This is a genomic window from Cedecea sp. VD22 (genome assembly GCF_037150195.1).
Taxonomy (GTDB): Bacteria; Pseudomonadota; Gammaproteobacteria; order Enterobacterales; family Enterobacteriaceae; genus Cedecea.
The window spans coordinates 177,434-201,829 of sequence record NZ_JBBCPX010000002.1 but is presented as its reverse complement, the minus strand read 5'-3'; the positions used below and the strand labels follow the sequence as shown (position 1 = coordinate 201,829).

Annotated in this window: 20 protein-coding genes; 3 read left to right on the top strand and 17 right to left on the bottom strand. The window is 55.0% G+C overall.

Annotation, left to right across the window (positions count from 1 at the left end):
- The first annotated feature begins 79 nt into the window (after positions 1–79).
- The gene (locus tag WFK85_RS07020; RefSeq protein WP_336707165.1) at positions 80–3,151 is read left to right on the top strand and encodes a beta-galactosidase; all 3,072 of its coding nucleotides are present in this window, start codon (positions 80–82) and stop codon (positions 3,149–3,151) included.
- Positions 3,152–3,244: 93 nt separating this feature from the next.
- Here WFK85_RS07020 and kduD read toward each other — a convergent pair whose 3' ends face one another.
- The 4 genes from kduD to WFK85_RS07000 form a co-directional block, all read right to left on the bottom strand.
- Entirely contained in the window at positions 3,245–4,006 is a 762-nt protein-coding gene (gene kduD / locus WFK85_RS07015) for a 2-dehydro-3-deoxy-D-gluconate 5-dehydrogenase KduD (RefSeq protein WP_336707167.1), read from the bottom strand.
- Positions 4,007–4,033: 27 nt separating this feature from the next.
- On the bottom strand, positions 4,034–4,870 hold the full coding sequence (gene kduI, locus WFK85_RS07010; protein WP_166992385.1) for a 5-dehydro-4-deoxy-D-glucuronate isomerase: 837 nt from the start codon (positions 4,868–4,870) through the stop codon (positions 4,034–4,036).
- Positions 4,871–4,983: 113 nt separating this feature from the next.
- Entirely contained in the window at positions 4,984–5,976 is a 993-nt protein-coding gene (gene kdgT / locus WFK85_RS07005; protein WP_336707169.1) for a 2-keto-3-deoxygluconate transporter, read from the bottom strand.
- A gap of 112 nt (positions 5,977–6,088) precedes the next feature.
- On the bottom strand, positions 6,089–6,886 hold the full coding sequence (locus WFK85_RS07000; protein ID WP_336707171.1) for an IclR family transcriptional regulator: 798 nt from the start codon (positions 6,884–6,886) through the stop codon (positions 6,089–6,091).
- Between the two features lie 307 nt (positions 6,887–7,193).
- On the opposite strand from WFK85_RS07000, the gene WFK85_RS06995 reads away from it, so the two are divergent.
- Complete coding sequence (locus WFK85_RS06995) at positions 7,194–7,664, top strand: YhcH/YjgK/YiaL family protein (RefSeq protein ID WP_008458839.1); 471 nt, start codon at positions 7,194–7,196, stop codon at positions 7,662–7,664.
- 45 nt (positions 7,665–7,709) lie between these two features.
- Here the strand turns inward: WFK85_RS06995 and WFK85_RS06990 are convergent, their stop codons facing one another.
- From WFK85_RS06990 to WFK85_RS06950, 9 genes are all read right to left on the bottom strand, one after another.
- On the bottom strand, positions 7,710–8,060 hold the full coding sequence (locus WFK85_RS06990) for an MmcQ/YjbR family DNA-binding protein (protein ID WP_008458837.1): 351 nt from the start codon (positions 8,058–8,060) through the stop codon (positions 7,710–7,712).
- A gap of 83 nt (positions 8,061–8,143) precedes the next feature.
- Positions 8,144–9,046 carry a DMT family transporter gene (locus tag WFK85_RS06985; RefSeq protein ID WP_336707174.1) on the bottom strand — a complete coding sequence of 301 codons (903 nt, stop codon included), beginning with the start codon at positions 9,044–9,046 and terminating at the stop codon, positions 8,144–8,146.
- A 135-nt stretch (positions 9,047–9,181) separates the two neighbouring features.
- The gene (locus WFK85_RS06980) at positions 9,182–10,552 is read right to left on the bottom strand and encodes an efflux transporter outer membrane subunit (protein WP_336707175.1); all 1,371 of its coding nucleotides are present in this window, start codon (positions 10,550–10,552) and stop codon (positions 9,182–9,184) included.
- Between the two features lie 3 nt (positions 10,553–10,555).
- Positions 10,556–12,496, bottom strand: a complete 1,941-nt coding sequence (locus tag WFK85_RS06975) for a MacB family efflux pump subunit (protein WP_336707177.1) — start codon at positions 12,494–12,496, stop codon at positions 10,556–10,558.
- A complete protein-coding gene (locus WFK85_RS06970; RefSeq protein WP_166992372.1) occupies positions 12,493–13,680 on the bottom strand; it encodes an efflux RND transporter periplasmic adaptor subunit in 1,188 nt (395 codons plus the stop codon). The genes WFK85_RS06975 and WFK85_RS06970 overlap by 4 nt, the downstream gene beginning before the upstream one ends.
- 191 nt (positions 13,681–13,871) lie before the next feature.
- Positions 13,872–15,275 (bottom strand): heavy metal sensor histidine kinase, encoded by a 1,404-nt coding sequence (locus tag WFK85_RS06965; protein WP_336707180.1) that lies wholly within the window; start codon positions 15,273–15,275, stop codon positions 13,872–13,874.
- Entirely contained in the window at positions 15,272–15,958 is a 687-nt protein-coding gene (locus tag WFK85_RS06960) for a heavy metal response regulator transcription factor (protein ID WP_008458831.1), read from the bottom strand. Before WFK85_RS06960 ends, WFK85_RS06965 begins: the two co-directional genes overlap by 4 nt.
- 2 nt (positions 15,959–15,960) lie before the next feature.
- Positions 15,961–19,017 carry an efflux RND transporter permease subunit gene (locus WFK85_RS06955; RefSeq protein ID WP_336707182.1) on the bottom strand — a complete coding sequence of 1,019 codons (3,057 nt, stop codon included), beginning with the start codon at positions 19,015–19,017 and terminating at the stop codon, positions 15,961–15,963.
- Positions 19,014–20,150 carry an efflux RND transporter periplasmic adaptor subunit gene (locus WFK85_RS06950; protein WP_336707184.1) on the bottom strand — a complete coding sequence of 379 codons (1,137 nt, stop codon included), beginning with the start codon at positions 20,148–20,150 and terminating at the stop codon, positions 19,014–19,016. The genes WFK85_RS06955 and WFK85_RS06950 overlap by 4 nt, the downstream gene beginning before the upstream one ends.
- A gap of 210 nt (positions 20,151–20,360) precedes the next feature.
- Between WFK85_RS06950 and ansP the strand changes: the two genes are divergently transcribed.
- Positions 20,361–21,809: an L-asparagine permease gene (gene ansP / locus WFK85_RS06945; RefSeq protein WP_008458826.1), complete on the top strand. Its 1,449-nt coding sequence runs from the start codon at positions 20,361–20,363 to the stop codon at positions 21,807–21,809.
- Between the two features lie 100 nt (positions 21,810–21,909).
- Here ansP and WFK85_RS06940 read toward each other — a convergent pair whose 3' ends face one another.
- The 4 genes from WFK85_RS06940 to WFK85_RS06925 form a co-directional block, all read right to left on the bottom strand.
- Positions 21,910–22,785: a glycosyltransferase family 32 protein gene (locus WFK85_RS06940; RefSeq protein WP_336707186.1), complete on the bottom strand. Its 876-nt coding sequence runs from the start codon at positions 22,783–22,785 to the stop codon at positions 21,910–21,912.
- Between the two features lie 171 nt (positions 22,786–22,956).
- Positions 22,957–23,181, bottom strand: a complete 225-nt coding sequence (locus WFK85_RS06935; protein WP_336707187.1) for a hypothetical protein — start codon at positions 23,179–23,181, stop codon at positions 22,957–22,959.
- Positions 23,178–23,837 carry an anti-sigma factor domain-containing protein gene (locus tag WFK85_RS06930; protein WP_166992357.1) on the bottom strand — a complete coding sequence of 220 codons (660 nt, stop codon included), beginning with the start codon at positions 23,835–23,837 and terminating at the stop codon, positions 23,178–23,180. Before WFK85_RS06930 ends, WFK85_RS06935 begins: the two co-directional genes overlap by 4 nt.
- Positions 23,834–24,388, bottom strand: a complete 555-nt coding sequence (locus tag WFK85_RS06925; protein ID WP_166992354.1) for a sigma-70 family RNA polymerase sigma factor — start codon at positions 24,386–24,388, stop codon at positions 23,834–23,836. Before WFK85_RS06925 ends, WFK85_RS06930 begins: the two co-directional genes overlap by 4 nt.
- Between the last annotated feature and the right edge of the window lie 8 nt (positions 24,389–24,396).

Genomic DNA, 24,396 nt, shown 5'->3' with positions numbered 1-24,396 from the left:
ATACGGCGTGATGGCTTTACTCCTGAACAACTCACGCTAAATTGTGAGCGAATAACAATCACCTCGCAGGTGCATCACTATGACCAATATTTCACCTTCGCTCCATGCCACGCTGGCCCGCCGCGACTGGGAATCCCCCGGCGTGACCCAGCTTAACTCGCTGGCGGCTCATCCCCCGTTTTCCAGCTGGCGTTCGCTGGAAGATGCCAGGGATGATAAGTGCTCACCGTCGCGGCGATCCCTTTACGGTGAATGGGCGTTTAGCTATTTCCCTCGCCCCGAAGCGGTGCCGGAGAGCTGGATCAGCGAAGACCTTCCTGAAGCCGACGCTATTCTCGTCCCGTCGAACTGGCAAATGCTGGGCTACGATGCGCCTGTTTATACCAACATCACCTACCCGATTCCGGTCAACCCGCCTTTTGTACCGCAAGACAATCCCACCGGTTGTTACTCGCTCACATTTGAAGTCGATGAAACCTGGCTGACGAGCGGGCAAACGAGGATTATTTTTGATGGCGTAAACTCCGCCTTTCATCTGTGGTGCAACGGCATCTGGATCGGCTACGCCCAGGACAGTCGTCTGCCCTCCGAATTTGATCTCAGCGCCGGGCTAAAACCCGGCTGCAACCGTATTGCGGTGATGGTGCTTCGCTGGAGCGACGGCACGTATCTGGAAGATCAGGATATGTGGCGCATGAGCGGTATTTTCCGCGATGTTTCGCTGCTGCATAAGCCGGAAACTCGCCTTGCCGACGTGCAGTTGCAGACCGATATTAACGAAGATTTTTCACGCGGTGAGCTGCGGGCGTTAGTCAAACTTGAAGGTCAGAACATCAGCGCCTGCGAAGTGCTGGTACAGCTCTGGCGCGGCGAGACATTGCTGGCGGCGAAACTGCAGTCTATCGGCAGTGAGATTATTGACGAACGCGGGGCTTATCACGACCGCACTACCCTGCATCTGCCGGTTGAACAGCCGCTGTTGTGGAGTGCGGAAGTGCCGAATCTCTATCGCGCCGTGGTTGTCCTGCAGCAAGGCAATGCGCTTATCGAAGCCGAAAGCTATGACGTTGGCTTCCGTAAAGTGGAGATTACCGGCGGGCTGCTGAAGCTCAACGGCAAACCGCTGCTTTTGCGCGGCACTAACCGGCACGAGCATCACCCGGTCAACGGCCAGGTGATGGAGGAAGAAACAATGCGGCGCGATATCCTGCTGATGAAGCAGAATAACTTCAACGCCGTGCGCTGCTCGCATTATCCCAATCACCCGCTGTGGTACAGGCTGTGCGACTTTTACGGCCTTTATGTTGTGGATGAAGCCAATATTGAAACCCACGGCATGGTGCCGATGAACCGCCTGAGCGACGATCCGACGTGGCTGCCAGCAATGGTCGAGCGCGTGACGCGCATGGTGCAGCGCGATCGCAATCATCCGTCCATTATCATTTGGTCGCTCGGCAACGAGTCCGGGCACGGCAGCAATCACGATGCCCTCTACCGCTGGATAAAATCCAACGATCCCACGCGGCCAGTGCAGTATGAAGGCGGCGGCGCGGACACGGCGGCCACCGACATTATCTGCCCGATGTATGCCCGGGTGGATCAGGATCAGCCCTTCCCGCAGGTGCCAAAGTGGTCGATAAAGAAATGGCTGGGGCTGCCTGAAGAAAGCCGCCCGCTGATTCTGTGCGAATACGCCCACGCGATGGGCAACAGCCTGGGCGGGTTCAGTAAATACTGGGAGGCATTTCGCCAGCATCCACGGCTGCAGGGAGGTTTTGTCTGGGACTGGGTCGATCAGTCGCTGATAAAACATGATGAAAGCGGCCAGCCCTGGGCCGCCTACGGCGGTGATTTTGGCGACAGGCCAAACGATCGGCAGTTCTGCATGAACGGCCTGGTCTTCGCCGACCGCACGCCGCATCCGGCGCTGCATGAAGCGAAACATGCGCAGCAGTTCTTCCAGTTCCGCCTGTTGGCGGACAACGGACTGGAAGTTACCAGCGAGTACCTGTTCCGCCATAGTGATAACGAACGGCTGGTCTGGACGCTGAAACTCGAGGGTGAAGTGCTCGCCAGCGGTGAACTGGCGCTGGACCTGGCCCCAGAACAAACCCGCGTGCTTCAGCTTCCGCTGCCGGAGATTACGCGCCCCGGTGCTGTCTGGCTCAATGTCGACGTACGGCAGGTACAAGCCACCTCATGGAGTGAGGCCGGGCATTGTTGCGCTCGGGTGCAGTGGCAGTTGCCGTCCACGTTAGTCAGGCCCACAACTCTCCCCGGCGGTTCAGCGCCGTTGCTGCAAATGGACGACAGGCACGCCGATGTGTTCCACGGCGATCAGCACTGGCGCTTTGAGCGTAGAAGCGGCCTGCTTTGCCAGTGGTTTAGCCATCAGCAGCCTACGCTTCTCCGGCCGCTACAGGATAATTTCACACGGGCACCGCTGGATAATGACATCGGCATCAGCGAGGCCGCACATATCGATCCTAATGCCTGGGTGGAGCGCTGGAAGGCCGCAGGCATGTACGACCTGACGCCGGAACTGCTGAGTTTCGACGTTGACAGGCTGGGCAACGCGGTGCTGGTTCGCACCGTCCACAGCTGGCAGGGTAACGGTAAAACGCTGTTTATCAGCCGCAAAAGCTATCTCATCGACAGCGAGGGCGTGCTGCATATTACGGTGGATGTGGACATTGCCTTCGGCACGCCAGCCCCGGCGCGCATTGGCCTTTGCTGTCAGCTCGCGGATATTGAATCTGAGGTGAACTGGTTTGGCCGCGGCCCGCACGAGAACTATCCCGACCGCAAAAGCTCAGCGCTGATGGACCGTTGGACGCTGCCGCTGGCGGACATGTACACGCCCTACGTTTTCCCGAGTGAAAATGGCCTGCGCTGCGATACCTCGTCGCTTGAATACGGCAGCCACCGCTGGCGTGGGGCGTTTCACTTCAATCTCAGCCGCTACGGCCAGAAACAGCTGCAGGAAGCCACGCACCGGCATTTATTGAAAGAAGAAGAAGGCAGTTGGCTGAATATAGACGGCTATCATATGGGCGTGGGCGGGGACGATTCCTGGAGCCCGAGCGTCTCGCCGGAGTTTCTGCTCTCCGGGTCACATTATCACTACGCGGTTAGCTGGCAGAAAAAGTAGTCGAAAAGGCCGCCTGTTGTGCAGGCGGTCTTTACGCGTTCACATAACCACGAAGAGGGAAAAACCACGCTTTTCCCCTCTTCGTCAGCAACGTTAACGTGCCAGCCAGCCGCCGTCGACGGCAATGGTGTAGCCGTTCACGTAGTCTGACGCCGGTGACGCCAGGAACACAACCGGCCCCATCAGATCCGATGGGAGCCCCCAGCGCCCGGCCGGGATGCGATCCAGAATCTCACTACTGCGATCCGCATCCGCTCTTAACTGCGCGGTGTTGTTGGTGGACATATAGCCCGGCGCAATCGCATTGACGTTGATATTGTGTTTCGCCCATTCGTTCGCCATCAGGCGGGTGACGCCCATGACGCCGCTTTTGGACGCGGTATAAGAAGGCACGCGGATCCCGCCCTGGAAAGAGAGCATCGACGCAATATTGATGATTTTCCCCCCGCTTTTCTGCTTGATAAACTGCTTCGCCACCGCCTGAGAAAGGAAGAAAACCGTTTTGAGGTTCACGTTCATCACGTCGTCCCAGTCCTGCTCCGAAAACGCAAGGGCATCCTGGCGGCGAATAATCCCGGCATTGTTCACCAGAATATCTATCCGTCCAAAAACGGCGGCGGCGTCATCGGCCACGTTTTGCAGATTCTCATAGCGGCTCAGGTCGGCAGAGATATTCACAAAACGCCGCCCCAGCGCTTCAATTTGCTGGCGGGTTTCCGCCGGTTCTGCAATGTTAACACCAATAATATCGCAGCCCGCCTGCGCCAGGCCAACCGCCATGCCCTGCCCCAGCCCGGTATTACAGCCGGTCACCAGCGCCACTTTTCCTGTTAATGCAAACTGTTCTAAAACCATTGTGTTCTCCTTGTGAGCGCTAGCGATTCAGCGGATATCTTTCATGGCAATGTGGTCCATGTCGTCGAAGGTTAAATTTTCGCCGATCATGCCCCAAATAAAGGTGTAGCGTTTGGTTCCGACGCCCGAGTGAATGGACCAGCTCGGCGAGATCACCGCCTGCTCGTTGTGCAGGACGACGTGTCGAGTTTCCTGGGGTTTGCCCATCATGTGGAAGATGATGGTGTCTTCGTCCATGTCGAAGTAGAAGTAGACTTCCATGCGGCGTTCATGGGTGTGGCTGGGCATTGAATTCCAGTTACTGCCCTCTTCAAGCCGGGTCATGCCCATGCTGAGCTGGCAGGTGTCGAGTATCTCCGGCACCAGATACTTGCGAATGGTGCGCTTATTGCAGCTTTCCAGGCTGCCTAACGGCGCGGCCACCGTATCTGCGGCGGTAATGGTTCTTGTTGGATACGCGTGGTGGGCTGGCGCGCTGTTGTAGTAGAGTTTGGCGGGTGTAGCGCTGTCGACGCTTGCGAACGCCACATGCCTGGCGCCTTTCCCGATATACATCGCTTCTTCTTTTTCTACGCGGTATTCGGTGCCATCGACGGTAATCACGGCGGCCCCGCCTATATTAATCAGCCCCAGCTCACGGCGTTCGAGGAAATAGTTCACGCCAAACTGCTTACCGACTTCTTCGCCAATTGAAACGCTTTTATTTACCGGCATAATGCCGCCAATCACGATGCGATCAATATGGCTGTAGACCATCGTGTATTTATCGGCTTCGAAAATATTTTCAACTAAAAACTCTTTTCTAATCCCGGCGGTGTCCAGCGTTTTAGCGTGATCGCTGTGAATACTTTGTCTGATATCCATACATGACTCCTTAGTCTATATTGAATTTAACGCGAGTAAGCCCCTGGCGGGTATATGCCATAAAGGGAATAAGTTATTTAATCTGAATCTCAGGTATATATTTAGCTAAACAATTAAGGTGCGGGTTGTCTGGTGACAACAACCTCCTGGCTGGTCTTGCCTTTTTTAGCCTGCTTTGCCCAAAGCGCGGTCAGAATCGGGACAAGAAGAGAAGTGACAATCACGCTGGTGGCCACCAGGGCGGTAGCTGCCGGTGCCGCTGGCGCAAATTCTGGCACCATCTGAGCAATTAATACCGGCGTAGCCACGGCGGCACCCGCCGTACTTGAGGCCGCTATGCCTGCCGTGCCATCGTCGCCGCCGATGAATTTATCCGCAAGAATCAGTGGGATCCCGGTGACCACAATAACCACGAGACCCAGCAGGATCCCGGCAAGGCCGGTTTCGAAAATGACCTGCAGCTTAATGGTATTGCCGAGCGCAAAGGCGAAGAACGGAATCAGCGTTTGTACCGCGCCACCGAACATTTTACGCAGATCGGGATCAAGGTTACCCAGCACAAATCCTACCAGGAAAGGCAGCACGGCCCCGACAAACAGCTGCGGCTCTAAGGAGGCAATCCCGGCGGTGCCCAGTATCACCATTGTCATCAGCGGCCCGGACTCCAGCGACATCAGGACAAAGGCTCCGGCCTCTTCTTTGGAGCCGTACTGATTCATCAGCGCGGCATATAGCCCGCCGTTGGTCATGTCCATCGCCGCCACCAGCGCCAGGGTGGAGATACCTGCAAAGAGGCCGGCTTCAACGCCGCTCAGCGGCAGAAACGACCCGACGGCCATGGCGACAACCCAGGCGGTAGCAATCTTGGTCACCACCAGTACGCCGGATTTTTTCAGCATCGTCCCCGTGGCTTTGAGCTCAATCGACGCCCCCATACAAAAGAACCAAACGGCAAGGATCGGCACCGTGCCGGTAATCAACCCGTTGGTAAATGAGCCAAGGTATTTGCCGGTGCCCGGAGCAAAGGTGTTACACAGGGCACCTAAAAATAGCGGCACCAGCATTAATCCCCCGGGGATTTTGTCTATTGCCCTCTTAATTTGCATCTTTGTTTCCTCGATAAAAGAGTTAATCAATGGATTTTTTATTGCAAAACCCCAGACGTAAACCTCCGAGAATAATCCTCGGATAATTTACGACCTGGTTAATACAGGTTTACTATTTAGTTATGGGGCTGGACTTCAGGCCAAAGTTTAATGCATTTGATATTCTCTCAGTGGTTGCCAATAAATGACTTAAATACTCTTCTTTTTTGCCATGAGTAAATTGTGAAACCATTCCCGTCAGCCCGATGGCGCAAAGCACATTGCCTTTGACGTCAAATACCGGGGCAGAAATACAGCGGATTTCATTGATATTCTCACCATCGTCATAGGCCCAGCCCTGCTGCTTCACCAGGGCGAGATGCTCGATAAAACGCGACTTATCGGTGATGGTAGACTCTGTTTTCTTCACGAAAGTGGCCTTGGACAGAATCTGTTCAACCTGTTCGCCGGGTCGCCAGGCCAACAGAATTTTTCCCAATGAGGTACTGTGCAGCCGAATGCGCTTCCCTTCCCAGGACGTCAATATAATCGCCTGCGGCGACTGAATTTTGCTGAGGAAAAAGGCTTCATCACCTTCCATGATGCCCTGATGGCAGGTCAGCCCGGTGAGTTCGACCAGCTCGTGCAGGTAAGGAATGGCCTCGAGGCGAATGTCCAGCCCGCTTGCCGCCAGGCCCCCCAGCTCAAACAGATGCAGCCCGAGAGCGTAACGCCCGTCAACGCGCAGACGGAGCAGGTGCGTGGCGGACAGCACCTCCAGCAAATGGTGGGTGCTGCTTTTCGGGATAGCCAGTTGGGTACTGATTTCGCTAAAACTGGCGCTGCCTTTTTCCGCAATAAAATCAAGAATAGCCACCAGTCTGACGGCTGCCGGCGCTTTACTCTCTTTTAAATTCTCGGGAATATGCATATTTATTTCCATTCAGCGATTCGTTTTATATATAGAACGCTTTTTGTTTTATATATCGAACCTATTTCATAACGTGTTTTACGCTGCTTTTGTTTCATATATAGAACCTAGAGATTCATATGTGAAACGATATACAAAAATTAGCCTAAAAAACGTTATGTGATGCAACTTATTATTCTTGCCTGTTATTTATAACTTAAATGCGTGAAGCGGATCACAGTTCGTTATTTTACTGATATCTTTGTCTCCCGAGGGTGGCTATTTAATAAAAAAGACGTTCCCTCCCGCATTGAATAAAGGATGTTATATGATTGTTGGAAATATTAATGAATTAGGTTTGAATCCGTGGCTGCCGCCGAAAATAACCGAGGCATTGGATTATGTTTTGCAGAACATCAACGCTGAGTCTCATGCAGGGAAATACAATGTTGCGGGAGAGAATGTGTGGGTGATGGTCATGGAAGGGAATACCCGGTTAGCCGCTGAAGCCCTCCCGGAATATCATGAGAAATACCTTGACGTGCAAATTGTTTTGGCCGGACAGGAAGGTATGGCGTTTAGCCTCAAACCGCCGCATACGGAAGTCATGGAAGATAAACTGGCGGGGAGTGATATTGCTTTTATTAGAACGCCGGATGATGAAACTATGATTACTATGAATGCCGGGGACTTTATTATTTTCTATCCCGGCGAAGTACACAAGCCACTCTGCATGCTTAATGGCAATGCCGCTGCAGTCAAAAAAGCGGTCATTAAAATAGCGAAAAATTATTTGTAATATGCCCCGGGCATTCTGTCCCATGCAATGTCCGGGGGAATGAAATTAACGCGTCAGGCTAAAACTTTCGTCAATAAGGGCCAGGATTAATTCATCTGGTACCTTGTCAATTAATACCGTGACCCAATGCTCTTTGTTCATGTGATATGCCGGTAAAATTCCCGGCTGCATTCTCAGCGAGCCCACGGCGCCAGGCATCACTTTGACGTTGAGAATATCGACGACTTCATCGCTTTCCAGCCCCAGCTTTGCGGCGGAAATACTCAGCACCACGCCAAACCATTTCCGCTTGTAGCGATGGCGCAGCACGGCGTAGTCCTTAAACTTGTCCCACGGGTAGTCGGGCTCAACCTGATACCGGTCAAATACCACAGTGAACAGCGCTTCTCGTTGCATTGTTTTTCCTTCACGGCGTAGCCCGAAAACCTTATCCGGCTCGCGGCTAGTATAACCACAATTATTCGCAGCCGGTGCCAGGGTTAACTTTTTGCGGTGAGCGTTCTCTTGTCCGGGCTTATCACCAGCCAGACGGAGAAACAAACAATGACAGCCCCGATGATAAACGCTTCGCTAATGGTTTCATGCAAAATGAGGTAGCCCCACAACACGCCGAACGGGGGAATGAGAAAAGTCACCGTGAGGCTGCGTAACGGCCCGATATCGGCAATTAAGCGGAAGTAAAAAATATAGGCCACGGCGGTACAGAGGATCCCCAGACCCAGCACGCTGAGCCAGACATCGCCCTGCAGCCAGTTTATTACCGGACCGGTCGCCACGCTCCAGGCAAAGAACGGTAACAGGAAAAGCGTGGCCCCGATTTGGCTGCCGAAAGCGACGATTTTAGGGTCAAGCCCGCCTTTATTGGAGATCCAGCGGCGGGTTAAAAAGCCTGCCACACCGTAGCAACTCGTGGCCACCAGGCAGGCGATAATTCCGGCGATCTTCTCCCCGCTGGAGTGCGCATCCCCGACCGAAGTAATCACCATTATCCCTGCCAGGCCCAGCACTACGCCCAGCCATTTTCGCGCCGTTAATTTCTCACTAAAGAAGGAGAAGCCAATAATGGCGCCCATAAGCGGCGTGGTGGCGTTTAAAATGGCGGAGTATCCGGCAGGTAACCATTTTGCGGCGAGACAATACATAAAAAAGGGCAGCCCGGAGTTAATTGCGCCCAGAATAAGCGCCGAACGGAATTTCCCCTCAAAGCGGAAGGATGATCTCAGGGTGAAAAGAATCACCGCCAGCCCTGTACAGCCAAAAAACACCCTTAAAAAGGCCGTATTTACCGCCCCGAACTCTGGTGCCGCTATTTTCATAAAAAGGAAGCTGGCTCCCCACACCGCGGCAAGAAATAACAGCCGGATATAATCTGACACACGCATGCCTTCACCCTTCCCCATAAAATAAACGGTTGTTTATTATTTTGCTGGCTGAAACCCATTCAGCCAGCAAAACTTTAAACGAGCATCCGCGAAAGAAAAACCGTTTTCTGTTTGGGGAGAATTAGTTAGCAAGATTTAGGGGAAAGCAGACGACCCGCCAAACTCGAGATAAATTTTTGCCAGATTCTGGAGCTGGTTGAAGCGATTTTCATCCAGCAATAGCTCTGCCTGGCGGCGTTTCTCTTGGGCATCTAGCCAGAATGAGATACGCGCGGCGCCCTGGCGGTAACGTACCTCATTCAAGCGCTCAGACTTACGCGCAAGATCCAGCCCCTCCCGGAGTCTTATCTCCTGAGCCAGAAGCTGATCGCGCAGGGAGAGTTCGTCTTCAAGGCTGCTCATCGCCTTATAAAGCGACTGTTTAAACGCCAGCACCCGCTGTTCGTAATCGTTACGGGCAATTTTCACCTCCACGCCCCGCTGCCGCCATTCCAGGAACGGTAGCGTCAGACTTGCGCCAACGGAAGCGAGGGGATTATGCAGCACGTTTAGCAGCGAGCTACTGCCGGAACCAAGCGATCCCGTCAGGGTGAATGCGGGATAGTATTCGGTGCGCCGTATATCAACATTGGCCAGGGCTTCACTCACCCGCCACTCTTGCGCGCTGATATCGGGCCGATGCATCAGTACGCTGGCAGGAATGTTCGCGTTAACCTGCGGCAGAGGGCCGTCGGGCAGTTTTGTAGGCTCAACCACTGAGCTGCCCGGAGCGGTACCCAGCAAAACGGCCTGCTGATTCAGAACCTGCAGGCGCTCTCGCTGCAATCCAGTGAGCCGATTTTCCTGCGCGAGTAAACTTTGCTGCGCGTCCACAACATCCAGCGCGGAAGCACCTCCTGCACGATAACGAGCCCCGGCGAGGCGAAGCGTTTCTTTTGCATAGCCGATGCTCTGCAGGAGGACATTGATTTGTTGGTTCACAAAGCCAATGCGCCAGTAATTATTGCTGGCCTCTGAAAGCAGCGTCAGGCGTGCGGCGCGTAAATCTTCTTCGCTGGCATGAGTTGCCCACTCCGCCGCATCGCGCTGGCGGGCTATTTTGCCCCAGAGATCAAGCTCATAGCTGGTACTGAGACTCGCGGCGCTGCTTTTTGTCCAGCCTGACGAGTTATTGAGCTGATTTTTCCCGTCTACGCCCAGTGAACCTCTGAGCCCGGGATCGTTGGTGATACCGACTCTTTCCGCGTCGAGTCTCGCCCGATACACCCGCAGTACGGCAATCGCGACATCGTTATTGCTGGCCATAACCTGGCGCAGCCAGTTATCCAGGTGGGGATCGTTAAACGCCTGCCAGTCAAACGGGGCCAGGTCGCGGGTAGCATCGCTCTTGTCCCAGCTGGCGGGATAGCGTACTTCCGGAGCGTGATAGTCGCTTTTAAGCGTATTTGCGCAGCCTGCGCTCAGCGCGGCAGCCAGGCACAAAGCCAAAGGTGATAAAAATTTCATAGGTTACTCGCTGGCCAGTGAAACGACCGGGTCCATCCTTGCCGCCTTGCGGGCGGGGAGATAACCGAAGATCATGCCGATTAATGTTGAACAGAAAAACGCGGCGGCGGCGGCCTGCCACGAATAAATAGCCGTGAACATCCCGCCGGCCAGGGCGGTAAATAGCGCTCCGGCGGCATACGACAGCGCAATACCTAACGCGCCGCCAATCAGGCAGACCAATACGGCCTCAATCATAAACTGCTGCATGATGTCGCTCCGCCGGGCGCCTACCGCCATTCGTACGCCGATTTCATGGGTTCGTTCGGTGACCGACACCAGCATGATGTTCATCACGCCGATACTGCCGATCATCAGCGAGATGCAGGCAACCATCAGAATTAAAATGCTGAAGGTCATCGAGGTACGCTCGATAGATTTTCTGATCTGTTCGAAGTTATAGAGCTGGAAATCTTTTACGCCGTGGCGCTGAGTAAGTAGCTGGGAGATAGCGCTCACCGCCGCTTCGTTTGCCACATTGTCTTTCAGCCGGACGCTGATGCTGGTCAGCACCGGCTTGCCTACCATGCGGTACATCACCGTGCTGTAGGGCATCCACACGGTAATGCGGTTTGGCGCGTAGCTCCGGTTATTGCTTTGGGCAATGCCCACCACCCGTGCCGGCACGGAACCAAGAAAAACAATTTGCCCCAGCGCCTGCAATCCGGCGGCGTCGAACAGCGCTTTGCGGGCATTTTCATCAATAATGACCTCCTGCAGGGCGGTACGGTCGTCCCTGAAGGTGGTTCCTTCCAGAAGCTGAATGCCATTAACGCGGAAGTGATCTCGCCCTACGCCGTTGATAGACGCGGTTGCAGACTTACCCAGAAAACGAATGTTGTCTGAGGCACTTACCTCCGGGCTGACGCTATCGACAAATCCCTGCTTTGCCAGCGCCTCCGCGTCAGCCGGAACCAGAGTACGAATGCCCTCAATACTGTCATCAAAGAAGTCTCGCCCGGGATAGATACTCACTACGTTGGTGCCCAGATCTTTAATATTCTCCAGCGTTTTTTGCTTCGCGCCCTCGCCCAGTGCCACGACGGTCACAACGGCGGCAATACCGAAAATGATCCCGGTCATGGTGAGCGTGGTGCGTAAACGATGCGCATTCATCGCTTTGAGCGCCATTTGCAGCGATTCACGCGTGCGGTCGAGCATACTTTGCCAGCGGCTTTGGCGGGTACGGTTAGGCGGCGGCAAAGTTTGCGTGGCGGTGATCTTACTGCCGCTATCGGCGATAATTTCACCGTCTCGCAGTTCGATAATGCGCTGAGCGTGCTGGGCCACCTTCATGTCGTGGGTCACCATCACGACCGTATGACCGCGCTGGTTAAGTTCGCTCAGGATGGCTAAGACCTCCTGGCCTGACTGAGAATCCAGCGCGCCGGTTGGCTCATCGGCCAGAATAATTTCCCCGCCATTGATCAACGAACGGGCAATACTGACGCGCTGCTGCTGGCCGCCAGAAAGCTCGCCGGGTTTATGATGCTCACGGCCTTCCAGGCCCAGTCTGCCAAGCAGTGCGGCGGCGCGCAGCCGGCGCTTGTCACGCTCGGTGTTGGCATAAATAGCGGGGATCTCAACGTTGCCCAGTGCGCTAAGGTCGGGCATCAGATGGTAGCGCTGGAAGATAAAGCCGATATGCTCCCGCCGAACCCGGGCCAGTTCATCCGGCGAAAGCTGGGCGGCATTTTGCCCGCCAATGTAATAATCGCCGCTGTCGGGCACGTCGAGACAGCCCATGATATTCATCAGGGTCGACTTACCCGATCCTGATGCACCGATGATCGCCACCATTTCCCCGGCGGCGATGGTCAAATTGATATTTTTCAGCACGGTCAGCGCCTGACCGCCGTTACCGTAGGTCCGGCTAATGCCCTTCAGCTCGATGATGTTACTCACAGCACAAACCCTTCCCCAGGCGCTTTCTCACCCGGCTGTGACAGCACGACATTTTCCCCGACTTTTAGCCCTTCGAGGATCTGAATATCGACGCTGTTGGTGATCCCGGTTTTCACTTCTCGGGCTTCCAGCCTGCCGTCAGCCAGCAGCACCTGCACCTCCTGCTTATTCCCTTCAGCTTTATGCACGGCCTGAATCGGGACCAGCAGCGCATCTTTGGCTTCACCGGCCAGCAGCGTGACCTGTGCCGTCATCGCGATACGCAGGCGATTGTCTGGGTTGGGCACGTCGAGCAGCGCGTTGTAGTAAACGGAAGCATTTGAGGTGCCAGACCCTGATGCCGAACTGCTCCCGGCAAGAGAGTCATCTTTCATTACCGACTCTGGCGCCAGCTCAACGGTGCGCAGCGTCGCGTCATAGTGCTTGTCCGGCTCAGAGAAAATCGTGAAACGGGCCTTTTGTCCTGGAGAAATACGGGTGATATCGGCCTCAGAGATCTGTGCTTTGATGGTCATCACATCGAGACGAGCCAGCTTGATAATCGTCGGCGCACTCTGGCTGGAGTTCACCGTCTGCCCCTGCTGCGTGACCACGGCAATAACTACGCCGTCCATTGGCGCAACGACTCGGGTATAACCCAGATCGACGGTTTTCTTATCTACTTCGATTTGCGCCTGGACAAGCCTGGCATTCAGTGAGAGTAATTCCGCCCGTGTAGTGGCGAGCGTAGCCTCCGCAGACTCAAAATCCTCGCGCGAACTGGCGTCCTCGCTCAGCATTTGCCGCTGGCGTTTGAACCGCAATTCAGACTGTTTCAGGAGCGCTTGCTTAGCCTGCAGTTCGGCTTTGACCACATTGAGTGCGGCTTCGGCGTTACGCAGGTCGTTACGCTGGGGCACATCATCAATGTCGGCAATGGACTGCCCTTTGGTGACATGGTCGCCCAGCTTCACTTTGAGCGACTTGACCTGGCCTGAAACCTGTGCCCCGACGTTAACGCGTTCGATAGCATCGATTCGACCGGTTGCCAGGACAGAGTTTTCGATATCGCCCTTGCGTACAGGAGCCGTGACATAATCAGGCGTATCGGGGCTTCTAAGGAAGAAGAACAGAGCGATGGTGAGGGCAATTATCAGCGCCACGGCCACGGCAATGGCACGGCGAGAAAAGTGTTTCAATAGCATTGGGCAGGTTTTCCATAACAATAAAAGCGATGATCCCAGAAACTCATAGTGAACGCCCCAGTCTCTACTGGAGCTAAACACGTTTCATCTGTTTGGATTTTAGTCAGGTCGGCACAAAAGGCTACCTGTTAAGTCACTGAGACTCATGCCGCGTAATATTGTTCCTGCCAGAAGAGATTATTCTGCGGTACTCAGGCTTTGTCGTGCAGCGGCAATGACAGCGTAAACGTGCTACCTCGCCCAGGCTCACTGACCACGCTGATTTTGCCGCCGTGCAGTTCCGCAATGGTTTTCACAATCGCCAGCCCCAGTCCGGTGTTTTCCGTGGCGCTGCGGGAGGCTTCTCCCCGGAAAAAGCGATCAAAAATCAGCGGCAGATGTTCGGGTTTGATGCCTTCGCCATTATCACTCACGCTCAATACCACCCGTTCATCGGCAATTTTTGCACTGAGCGTGATATGTCCCTTTTCTGGCGTGTGGCGCAGCGTATTAGAGAACAGATTGGAAAGCGCGCGCTGGATAAGCTGCGGGTCAGCATAGAATGAAACGTCTCCCCGGCTTTCGAGGGTGATCTCTTTTTCTTCTGCCAGAATGTCGTAGAAACCAATCAGTTTTTCGAATTCATGGGCGCTGCTGAGCCATTCGGCATTCAGCACTTCGCGGCTGTTGTCCGCCCTGGCAAGGAACAGCATAGAGGAGATCATGCGCGACAGACGTTCGCCCTCTTCAATGATTGCCGCCAGCGTGTCCTGATACTCTTCGGCGCTGCGATCCTTTGTCTGAATGACGCTGGCGGCCGAGATCAGGTTATTTATCGGCCCGCGCAGCTCGTGGGCAATGTCCGAGGAAAAGCGATTTAGCTGATGGAACGAGGCTTCAAGGCGCATCATCATGCGGTCAAACGACGCCGCCAGCGCGTTCAGCTCCGGCGGCCAGCGCTGATCCAGGATCCGGGTATGCAGATCGTTGGCGTGAATTTTCTCAATTTCAGTGGTGATCGTGCGCAGCGGCGCTAATCCCCTTCGGGCAAGCCACCAGCCAAAGGCGGCAAACAGCAGAATCGCCAACGCGGCGAAAAACTGCATTCGCTTGTAATAGGTGTTGATAATTTCGTTGTTGCCGGAGACGTTGAGCGCCGCCTGCACCAGCCATTTCTGGTTATTTTTGAGGGTGAACAGCGTGGAGGTAATTAAGTATTTTTGCCGGATATTCTCTGCGCGATAATGCCATTCCCGGTAGCTAAACCCGGGGCCCGGCAGCGGAAAGTCCTGCTCCGGGATAACCATATTGTTGGATTGCGCGTACACCTTACCTTCCGGGCTGAAGATGCGCAGCGACAGGCGCTCCTGCCGCACCACGGACTCCAGCAGCTCGGTTTGCCACTCTTCCCCGTTGTCCTGGCGCTCGCCAATCGCCGTGGCAATTTCCTGCTGGAACTGGATAGAACTTTGCAGCTCCAGCTCATCTTTATGGTTGAGCTGCTGGCGCATGGTCGAATAAAGCACGCCGGACACGCTGTAAAGCACGATGGCCATCGTGACGGAGAAGTAGAGCGTCAGGCGCGCCGTGATCGACAAATGCGACAGTTTTATCATCCGCGTAATTCCAGCACGTACCCCGCGCCGCGCAGGGTGTGGAGTAATTTATCCTCAAAACCGTCGTCAATTTTGTTGCGCAAACGGCGGATGGCGACGTCTATGACGTTCGTTTCCGGATCAAAATTCATGTCCCACACCTGCTCGGCAATCACCGTGCGGGAGAGCACTTCACCCGAGCGGCGCATCAGCAGGCTTAGCAGCAAAAATTCTTTTTGCGTCAGCTCTATTCGCACCCCAGCGCGGGACACTTTGTGCCGCAGAAAATCGAGCTTCAGATCGCCCACCTGCAGCAGATTTTCTTCAAGAATGGCGGTGGGTGGCGCGGAGCGGCGCAGAATCACCCGTGCACGCGCCAACAGCTCGCTAAAGGAAAAGGGCTTGATCAGATAATCTTCCGCGCCCAGTTCGAGGCCATGGACTCTGTCCTCCACATCATCCCGCGCGGTCAGAAACATGATGGGCGTCTGTTTTCCGGCCTGCCGCGCCATTTCAATGATCTTCCAGCCGTCAATACCGGGCAGCATCACGTCGAGGATCGCCAGGTCATAGTCAGTGGTCAGGAGATAATGCAGGCCGTCGATACCGTTCCCGGCGACGTCGACCACGAAATCGTTCTCGCGCAGCCCTTTGGCAATGTACTCCGAGGCCATTTTCTGATCTTCCACCAGCAGAATTTTCATCGTCACTCCTTCGTTCCTTGTGGGTTGCCGTCAAACAGCAGGAACAGAACCGGCGTAATAAACAAGGTGATCAGCTGCGAGAACAGCAGCCCCCCGACAATCGCCACGCCCATCGGCTGGCGCAGCTCGGCCCCGGCCCCCAGGCCAAGCGCAATGGGGATCGCCCCCATGATAGCGCAAAGCGTGGTCATCATAATCGGGCGGAACCGCTGCAAGCAGGCCTGCATAATGGCATCATGCGGCGTCATGCCGTGTTCACGCTGCGCCACTAACGCGAAATCTATCATCATGATAGCGTTCTTTTTGACAATACCTATCAGCAGCAGAATACCAATCATCGCGATAAACGTAAGATCGAGATTAAACAGCCTGAGCGCCAGCAGCGCGCCCACTGCCGCCGACGGCAGACCAAGCAGAATGGTCAGCGGGTGGATCCAGCTTTCATACAGCACGCCGAGAATCACGTAAATCACCGCCAGCGCCAGCACAATCAGCCAGATCTGGCTGCTCTGGGACTGCTGAAACAGCGCCGCCTGCCCGGCGTAGGTGCCAAACACCGAAGACGGCAGATGAATCGCCTGCTGGGCCTGGGCAATGGCCGCCGTCGCATCCGACAGCGATTTCCCCGGCGCAAGGTCGAACGAAAGCGTAATCGCCGGCAACTGCCCCTGGTGGTTGACCGCCGTCACGCCCTGAGTGCGCGAAATCGTTGTAAAGGTGGTGATGGGCAGTAGCGCCCCACTTGATGACCGGACATAGATTTTCGACAAATCACTTTCGTCCTGTCGGAACGGCTCCTGCACTTCCATGATCACTTCGTAGCTGTCTTCCGGGGCATAAATTGTCGACACCTGGTAAGTCCCGAAGGCGTCATACAGCGTGTCGCGAATCTGCTGAATATCCACGCCCATCAGCGAAGCTTTGTTTCTGTCGATGACCAACTGCGCCTGTAGCCCGTTGAGCTGGGCGTCGGTATTCAGGCCGACAAACACCCCGCTTTTTTGCATCTCTGCCATCAGCCGGTTGGCCCAGTCGTTGAGGCTGGTATCGCCGCTGCTGACCGCCTGCAGCGTGTACTGGTAGCTGCTTTTCGCACTGCGGCCGCCCACGCGCAGGTTTTGCACCGGGCTAAAGTAAACTTTAATGCCCGGCAAATAGCCGGTTTCCGAACGCAGCTGTTTGAGCACGGCATCCAGCGGCGCGCGCTGGCCTTGATCTTTTAGCGTCAGGCTTAACTGCGTGGTGTCGTGGTCAACGCGGGTCAGGACGTCGCTGACGCTCGGATCTTTCATCAACGTTTTGCCCAGCTGCTGCGCCACGCCCAGCCGACCGAGATAGGACATATCCTGCGGCGCATCAATGCTGGCGGTGATCTGCCCGATATCTTCCTGCGGGAAGAAGCCTTTCGGTGAAAACCAGTACAGGCCGATGGTCAGCGCAATCGTGCTGAGCGCGACGCCGATCATAATCACGCGATGAGACACGGCCCATTCCAGCCCGTTCCCGTACTGGCGGCGCAGCGCTTCGAACCCACGCTCAAAGACCAGGCTCCAGCGCGGTTCAGGTTTGTCTTCCGGCGTGTGCTCGCGAATAAGTTTAGGCACCAACAAAGGAATAATGGTCAACGATGCCGCAGCCGAAACCAGAATCGTCAGCGACACCACATAGGCAAACTCGTGGAACAGCAGGCCAATCGTCCCCGGCATAAAGAAGATCGGAATAAACACCGCCACCAGGGAAAGCGAAATGGAGATAACAGTGAATGCTACCTCTTTCACCCCTTTCAGCGCGGCGCGATACGGCGTTTCCCCTTCTTCCATGTAGCGCATGATGTTCTCCAGCACCACAATCGCGTCGTCCACCACCAGGCCTACGGCAATGGTCAACCCCATCAGCGAGATATTGTCCAGGCTCAGGCCAAAGGCGTACATCAGGCCGAAGGCGCCGAGCAGAGAAATGGGCAGGCTGAGCGCAGGAATGATCGTCGCCCGAATATGGCGCAGGAACATCAGGATCACCATCACCACCAGGGCGATGGTCAACAGCAGAGTTAACGTCACGTCATGAATCGCCGCGCGGATCGACAGCGAACGGTCGTTCAGAAACTTCACGCTCACCGAAGACGGCATCTGCGCCTGCAGTTTAGGCATCAGTTGGCGAATGGCATCGATGGTGGAAACAATGTTCGCGCCGGGCTGACGCTGCACGCTGAGTACAATCGCGCGGTTACCGTTCACAGCGCTGTAGCTCAGCGTATTTTCAATGCTGTCCTGCACGGTGGCCACATCTGATAGCCTGACCGGCTGGCCGTTTCGCGTGGCGACAATGACTTTGGCGAAGTCTGCAGCGTTGCGCAAATCGCCGCTGGTTTGCAGCATCACCATCTGGCGTTTACCGTCCAGTTCGCCTATCGGTGAGTTGTCGTTGGCGGCCGCGAGCGCGGTATGTACATCTTCCAGCGTAAGATTTGTCGCCGCCAGCTTGTCCGGGTTGACCTCCACGCGCACGGCATAGCGTTTCTGCCCCAGCACCGTCACCTGCGCCACGCCGTTCAGGGTGGAAATCGCCGGTGAGATCAGGTCATCCGAGAAGCGGTTCAGGTCAGACAGCGCCATCGACGGGGAATCGATGCCAATTTGAATGATCGGCGCATCCGCCGGGTTAATTTTGCGGAATGACGGCGGCGTGGTCATCTGCGACGGCAGCTGTTTTAACGCCTGGTACAGCGCGGACTGCACGTCCACCGCCGCCGAATCAATATCCCGGGACGGATCGAACTCAATGACGATAGTCGTGGCGCCCTCGAGGCTGTTGGAGGTCATGTTCACCACGCCGGGAATGGTCGACAGCTTTTTCTCCAGCGGCGTCGCCACCGACGAAGCCATGGTTTCGGGGCTGGCGCCGGAAAGCGAAGCGCTGACCTGAATCGTCGGCGTGTCGTAGTTGGGCAGCGCGGCAATGGGCAGTTTAAACCAGCACACCGCGCCGGCGACCATCACCGCCAGCCACAGCAGCATCACGGCAATCGGCCGTTTCAGGCATTGTTCGGCAAATGTCATGATGCAGACCCCGCTGGCGCGTTAACCACCTTCACGGCCATTCCCGGACGCAGGGCGTTGGCCCCTTCCAGCACCACTTTCATGCCGGGCTGAATGCCGCTCACCACCGCCATTTGCTGCTGGATGCGCAACAATGTGACCGGTTGCGTTGTGGCGTGCATTTGGGCGTCGATAACGTAGACAAAATGCCCGTCGGGGCCGTCCTGCACGACCTGAGGCGGTAAAACAACGACATTCGGCGTGCTGCCCGCGCTGACCGTAATGTTCTGATAGGCCCCCGGCCAGAGCTGGTTTTCACCGTTCGCAAAGCGGGCTTTAAAGTTCACCGTGCCGCTGTCCTGGCTGACGGTGTTATCAATGAAACTGAGCGTGCCGGTCACCGGTTTTCCGCTGGCGTCGGTCACTTGCACCTCCACCGGCCCCTGATGCTGCGCGGCGACCACCGCGTTGAGATCCTGCTCCGGCAGGGTAAATTCTGCGCCAATCGGGTCAAACTGATTAATACTGACCATCGGTAACGTGCTGCCCGGCTGCGCAAGGCTGCCGATATGCACGTTCAATGCGCCTGTTTTGCCGCTAACAGGCGCGTAAATGCGGGTATAGGCGAGCTGCGCCTGGGCGGTGTGTATATCATCCTGGGCGGACTTGTACTGCGCCGCCGCCTGCTGTTGCGCGCTGACCAGCGCATCCCAGTCTGAAGACGAAATGTAGTGAGTTTTCAGCAGCGGCTGGCCACGGCTGAGGTCGCGAGCGGCTTTATCCAGCTCGGCTTTAATGACCCCCAACTGGGCCTGGGCGTGACCCAGCGCGGCCTGCTCTTCGGCATCATCCAGCACAAACAACAGCTGCCCTTGCTTAACAAAATCCCCTTCGTGGAAGGCAACCTGGCTTACCGGGCTGGTGATTTGCGCGCGAATATCCACCTCATTGAGCGACACGAGATGCCCCTGGGTGGAGAACGTTAGCGGCAGCGTTTGGCTGGCCGCGGCTATCAGGCTAACTTTCGGCAGCGCCGTTTTCTTTTGCGTTGCCGGCGATGAGGCCTGGGAGTACAGCCAAAGTCCTGCCACCCCTGCCACCCCTGCCAGCACGCAGGCCATCGTCAGCCCTTTTTTTGACCATTTTATGTTCATGATGCAGCGCTTCTCTGAGTCCCGGTATAGCAGGAATGTTACGCCCGTCACACCAACAGAACGCCGCCACTAAAATGACAAGTTTGTAATTTTGCTTCTCATTCAATTTTCTGCCAGGATTCCTCGCCCTCTTTTTCACGGCCTCCGCAGCCAGAATTAACGGGCGGAAAAGGACGGCGCTTTTTAACTCAAAGGCAGACAGGAATCTCAATGAAAACAAAGACTGAAGCGGAACACCGCGCCGCCAAACGGCGCTGGTTGAATTCTCAGGACTCGGGGTATCACCAGGCGATGGGCAATCGCCACGTGCAGATGATTGCTATCGGCGGTGCCATCGGTACCGGCCTGTTCCTCGGCGCAGGTGCGCGCCTGCAGGCAGCAGGGCCCGCGCTGGCGTTAATTTATCTGGTTTGCGGCATTTTCTCTTTCTTCATCCTCCGCGCTTTGGGCGAGCTGGTTATCCATCGCCCGTCCAGCGGCAGTTTCGTCTCCTACACCCGTGAATTCCTCGGTGAAAAAGCCGCCTACGTTTGCGGCTGGATGTATTTCGTCAACTGGGCGATGACCGGTATCGTGGATATCACCGCCGTGGCGCTCTACATGCATTACTGGGGTGCGTTCGGTGATGTGCCGCAGTGGGTCTTCGCCCTCGGCGCGCTCGCCGTGGTTGCGGCGATGAACATGATTGGCGTGAAATGGTTCGCCGAGATGGAGTTCTGGTTTGCGCTGGTCAAAGTGTTGGCTATCGTCGCCTTCCTGATCGTCGGCACCATTTTCCTCGGCACCGGGAAACCGATTGACGGTAACAGCACCGGGTTCCATCTGATAACCGATAACGGCGGTCTCTTCCCCCACGGTCTGCTGCCTGCGCTGGTACTGATTCAGGGCGTAGTGTTCGCCTTCGCCTCTATCGAATTGGTAGGTACCGCCGCCGGGGAATGTAAAGACCCGAAAACCATGGTGCCGAAGGCCATTAACAGCGTTATCTGGCGTATCGGCCTGTTCTATGTTGGCTCCGTGGTGCTGCTGGTTCTGCTGCTGCCGTGGAACGCCTATCAGGCGGGACAAAGCCCGTTCGTGACCTTCTTCTCGAAGCTCGGCGTGCCTTACATCGGCGACGTGATGAATATCGTGGTGTTAACCGCCGCGCTCTCCAGCCTGAACTCCGGCCTGTACTGCACCGGGCGTATTCTGCGTTCGATGTCGATGGGCGGTTCCGCGCCACAGTTCATGTCGAAAATGAGCAAGAATCAGGTGCCGTATGCCGGGATTCTGGTCACCAGCGGCGTGTACGTGCTTGGCGTGTTCCTCAACTATCTGGTGCCTTCGCAGGTGTTTGAGATCGTGCTGAATATGGCGTCTCTGGGCATCATCACCTCCTGGGCGTTTATCGTGCTGTGCCAGATTCGCCTGCGCAAGGCGATTAAAGAAGGGAAAGCGGACGACGTGAGCTTCAAGCTGCCGGGCGCGCCGTTTACTTCCTGGCTGACGCTGCTGTTCCTGCTTGGCGTGCTGGTCTTGATGGCGATGGATTACCCGAACGGGACGTTCACGATTGCTTCTATTCCGGTGTTGGCGATTCTGCTGACGCTGGGCTGGTTTGGCGCTCGTAAGCGCGTGCATGAAGTGGCTCAGCAGGTCCACGATCACCACGAGTAGTGCCCCTCACCCTAACCCTCTCCCCACCGGGGAGAGGGGATAAACCAGTATCTCTTTACCTCTATGGGGTCAGTCCACCCCTACGATGTAGGATTATCAGTTAAATGGTACTGTTAAATTTTCTGGCAGGAACTACCCATGCACCTTTACCGTTCATGCCCCGCATCCAGGTTCCGGTAAAGTTATTTTCCCGTTGTCCAAATCGAGCAGGTTCTTTGAGTATTTTTGTTGTCTTAAAACGTTGACTTAAACCACTGGCTTGAAGGTATGCATCCATTAACCCTGGCCCCGTCAGATATATAGTTATTTGATGGCGAAGAGAAGGTACTGCTCTCTTTCCTACCCACATTATTTCCCTTAATGGGATTTCTTTCAAATCGCTTAATGCCTTTCTTAATAAATCCTTACCCGCAGTTCGACCAAATCCCATTTCATAAAGGTGATTTTTCGTATAGGGCGCAATTGCATAGTTAATCATTTTTTTCAGGGTATTAGTATTTGGTTGACTGACAATAACTGCATTGGATAATCGTGTTTTATTATCCAGCACCTCCTGATGTATTAATATATCAGACGCACCAGTACTGCTTATTCTTTCTGGAGATATTAGCCCAAGGCTACCGGACACCATAACATCAACATCCATATAAATACCGCCGAATTTTTCTAAAATGACCAATCGTAAAATATCAGAGGCTGCTGCATAATTATGGTAAGTACTATCAGACATTTCCCGCTCAATAGCGGATTGAACATATCCTTTCATATCAGGTAAACCACGGCAATTTATCAGGCTTATAAATCGAGAACTGTAACCAAAGTTAATGACATCATTAATTATTCTGTGTGGATTGGTGGTCCAAATATAGACTGTGTAATGTGGATTATTTGATTTGAAGTGTATGATATTACTTACTGCGTATTGTGGTAATGGTTGATTGCCAATCCAAATGTAATGTGCATTTTTAGGATACATCCTTTACTCCGTTAAAATTGTCATTTATTTAGTATTAGATTATTTTTACGCTTCTATTTTTAAAAAAACCTCACAGCAATCAGGAGTAAATATCAAATATAAATTAAATGCCAGCAAGCATAAGTTCAACAAGAACTAGCTTAATAATTTCGAACTATGTTGATTGAGACATTAAAGAGCATTAATTAAGATTCTAATAACACGATTAATTGCTTGCCCTGCAATATTTTGCACCCAGACAAAAAAATCAAAAAAACGCTGCTTAAATTGCACACCGCGGGTTTTCCGCGGTCTGACCCAGAGTGGAGAGCCGGCTATATTTTCCGTTTTCCCAGCGGCCCCCACTTTCGGTGAACAGAACTTCATCGCCATCACATTCGCAGTAAACTTATTCACAACACCCCGCTATACACTACCGGCCCCGTCGGCTGCCCGGTTGGCGAACCGCCCTGCGGCTCCAGGCTGATGGCGATCGTCACACCTCGTGACAATGTCACGTTTCCGTTACTCACCTGGGTCACCGATTTACTGTCCAAAAGCCCAAGTGAGACGGGCTTCGCGCCAACCGGGATAGCCCACAGCTGCAGGCTATTGCTGGCGGAGACGGAGGCCAGCTGCAGCGGCGTCAGGCGCAGCGTTTTACGGTCGCTGTCGGCGCTCACCAGCCACTGCCCCTGCTGGCTGGCACCGTTAAGCACCATGAGCGGTGCCAGCTCCGGTGCTTTGCTACTGAAGTATGGCACCAGCGCAACTGCAGCCAGCCCGGCGGCGAGCGCCCAGCCAAGATAGTTCCAGTTCCAACGCGAGCGCACGACGGCATTCCGCTCGGGCGGCAGGCTAAGCTGAATTTTCTTCCACACTGTTTCCGGCGGAAGCTGCGGCTGGGTCTGGCTGTCCAGGCCACCAAGCAGGGTTTGCCAGCGGCCCACGAGCGCGGCGAGATCCGGCTCGGCATGGAGACGTTTTTCGAAGCGCAACCGGGCACTCCCGCGCAGCGTGCCCAGCGCGTATTCAGAGGCCAGGGCGTTATCTATTTCTTGGCTGCTGTTCATAGTCCGACGCAATCCTTAAGGTGATCCAGCGCCCGCCGAATCCAACTTTTTACCGTGCCGAGGGGCTGCTGTAGCCAGTCGGCGATATCGCCGTGGGACATCCCCTGGTAGTAGGCCAGCACCACGCTCTGCCGCTGCTCGCTGGTCAAATTGTCCAGGCAACCGCGCAGGCGGCCTGCCTGTTGTTCATCGCCCCAGCCGTTGTCCCCTTCATTTTCAATGTCGGCCGCGTTGTCGCCGAGTTCGTCTTCCTGATTTGCCGCGCGGGACTGGCCGCTGCGCAACCAGTCGATACAGCGGTTGCGAACGATGTGGGTCAGCCAGGTCACGGGGGCGCTGATGGCCGGATCGTAGCCTGAGGCTTTATTCCATACCGTGAGAAAAGCATCGTGCAGAATCTCTTCGGCCCACGCCCGGCGCTGCACGGTACGCAGCGCCACGGCAAACAAATGGGGGGACGTCAGGCGATAGAGTTGTTCAAATGCGCGGCGGTCGCCCTCAGCAACCGCCCGCATCAGTTTTACCTGCTGTTCTACCAGAGTTTTATCCATAATTTTCT

Excerpts from the sequence above, each read along its gene's own strand:
- WFK85_RS06930 (WP_166992357.1), bottom strand. The coding sequence starts at position 23,837 with ATGAACAGCAGCCAAGAAATAGATAACGCCCTGGCCTCTGAATACGCG.
- kduD (WP_336707167.1), bottom strand. The coding sequence starts at position 4,006 with ATGGTTTTAGAACAGTTTGCATTAACAGGAAAAGTGGCGCTGGTGACC.
- WFK85_RS07000 (WP_336707171.1), bottom strand. The coding sequence starts at position 6,886 with ATGCATATTCCCGAGAATTTAAAAGAGAGTAAAGCGCCGGCAGCCGTC.
- WFK85_RS06955 (WP_336707182.1), bottom strand. The coding sequence starts at position 19,017 with ATGACATTTGCCGAACAATGCCTGAAACGGCCGATTGCCGTGATGCTG.
- WFK85_RS06990 (WP_008458837.1), bottom strand. The coding sequence starts at position 8,060 with ATGCAACGAGAAGCGCTGTTCACTGTGGTATTTGACCGGTATCAGGTT.
- WFK85_RS06940 (WP_336707186.1), bottom strand. The coding sequence starts at position 22,785 with ATGTATCCTAAAAATGCACATTACATTTGGATTGGCAATCAACCATTA.
- kdgT (WP_336707169.1), bottom strand. The coding sequence starts at position 5,976 with ATGCAAATTAAGAGGGCAATAGACAAAATCCCCGGGGGATTAATGCTG.
- WFK85_RS07020 (WP_336707165.1), top strand. The coding sequence starts at position 80 with ATGACCAATATTTCACCTTCGCTCCATGCCACGCTGGCCCGCCGCGAC.
- WFK85_RS06970 (WP_166992372.1), bottom strand. The coding sequence starts at position 13,680 with ATGCTATTGAAACACTTTTCTCGCCGTGCCATTGCCGTGGCCGTGGCG.
- WFK85_RS06985 (WP_336707174.1), bottom strand. The coding sequence starts at position 9,046 with ATGCGTGTGTCAGATTATATCCGGCTGTTATTTCTTGCCGCGGTGTGG.
- WFK85_RS06995 (WP_008458839.1), top strand. The coding sequence starts at position 7,194 with ATGATTGTTGGAAATATTAATGAATTAGGTTTGAATCCGTGGCTGCCG.
- WFK85_RS06925 (WP_166992354.1), bottom strand. The coding sequence starts at position 24,388 with ATGGATAAAACTCTGGTAGAACAGCAGGTAAAACTGATGCGGGCGGTT.
- WFK85_RS06980 (WP_336707175.1), bottom strand. The coding sequence starts at position 10,552 with ATGAAATTTTTATCACCTTTGGCTTTGTGCCTGGCTGCCGCGCTGAGC.
- kduI (WP_166992385.1), bottom strand. The coding sequence starts at position 4,870 with ATGGATATCAGACAAAGTATTCACAGCGATCACGCTAAAACGCTGGAC.
- WFK85_RS06965 (WP_336707180.1), bottom strand. The coding sequence starts at position 15,275 with ATGATAAAACTGTCGCATTTGTCGATCACGGCGCGCCTGACGCTCTAC.
- WFK85_RS06950 (WP_336707184.1), bottom strand. The coding sequence starts at position 20,150 with ATGAACATAAAATGGTCAAAAAAAGGGCTGACGATGGCCTGCGTGCTG.
- WFK85_RS06960 (WP_008458831.1), bottom strand. The coding sequence starts at position 15,958 with ATGAAAATTCTGCTGGTGGAAGATCAGAAAATGGCCTCGGAGTACATT.
- ansP (WP_008458826.1), top strand. The coding sequence starts at position 20,361 with ATGAAAACAAAGACTGAAGCGGAACACCGCGCCGCCAAACGGCGCTGG.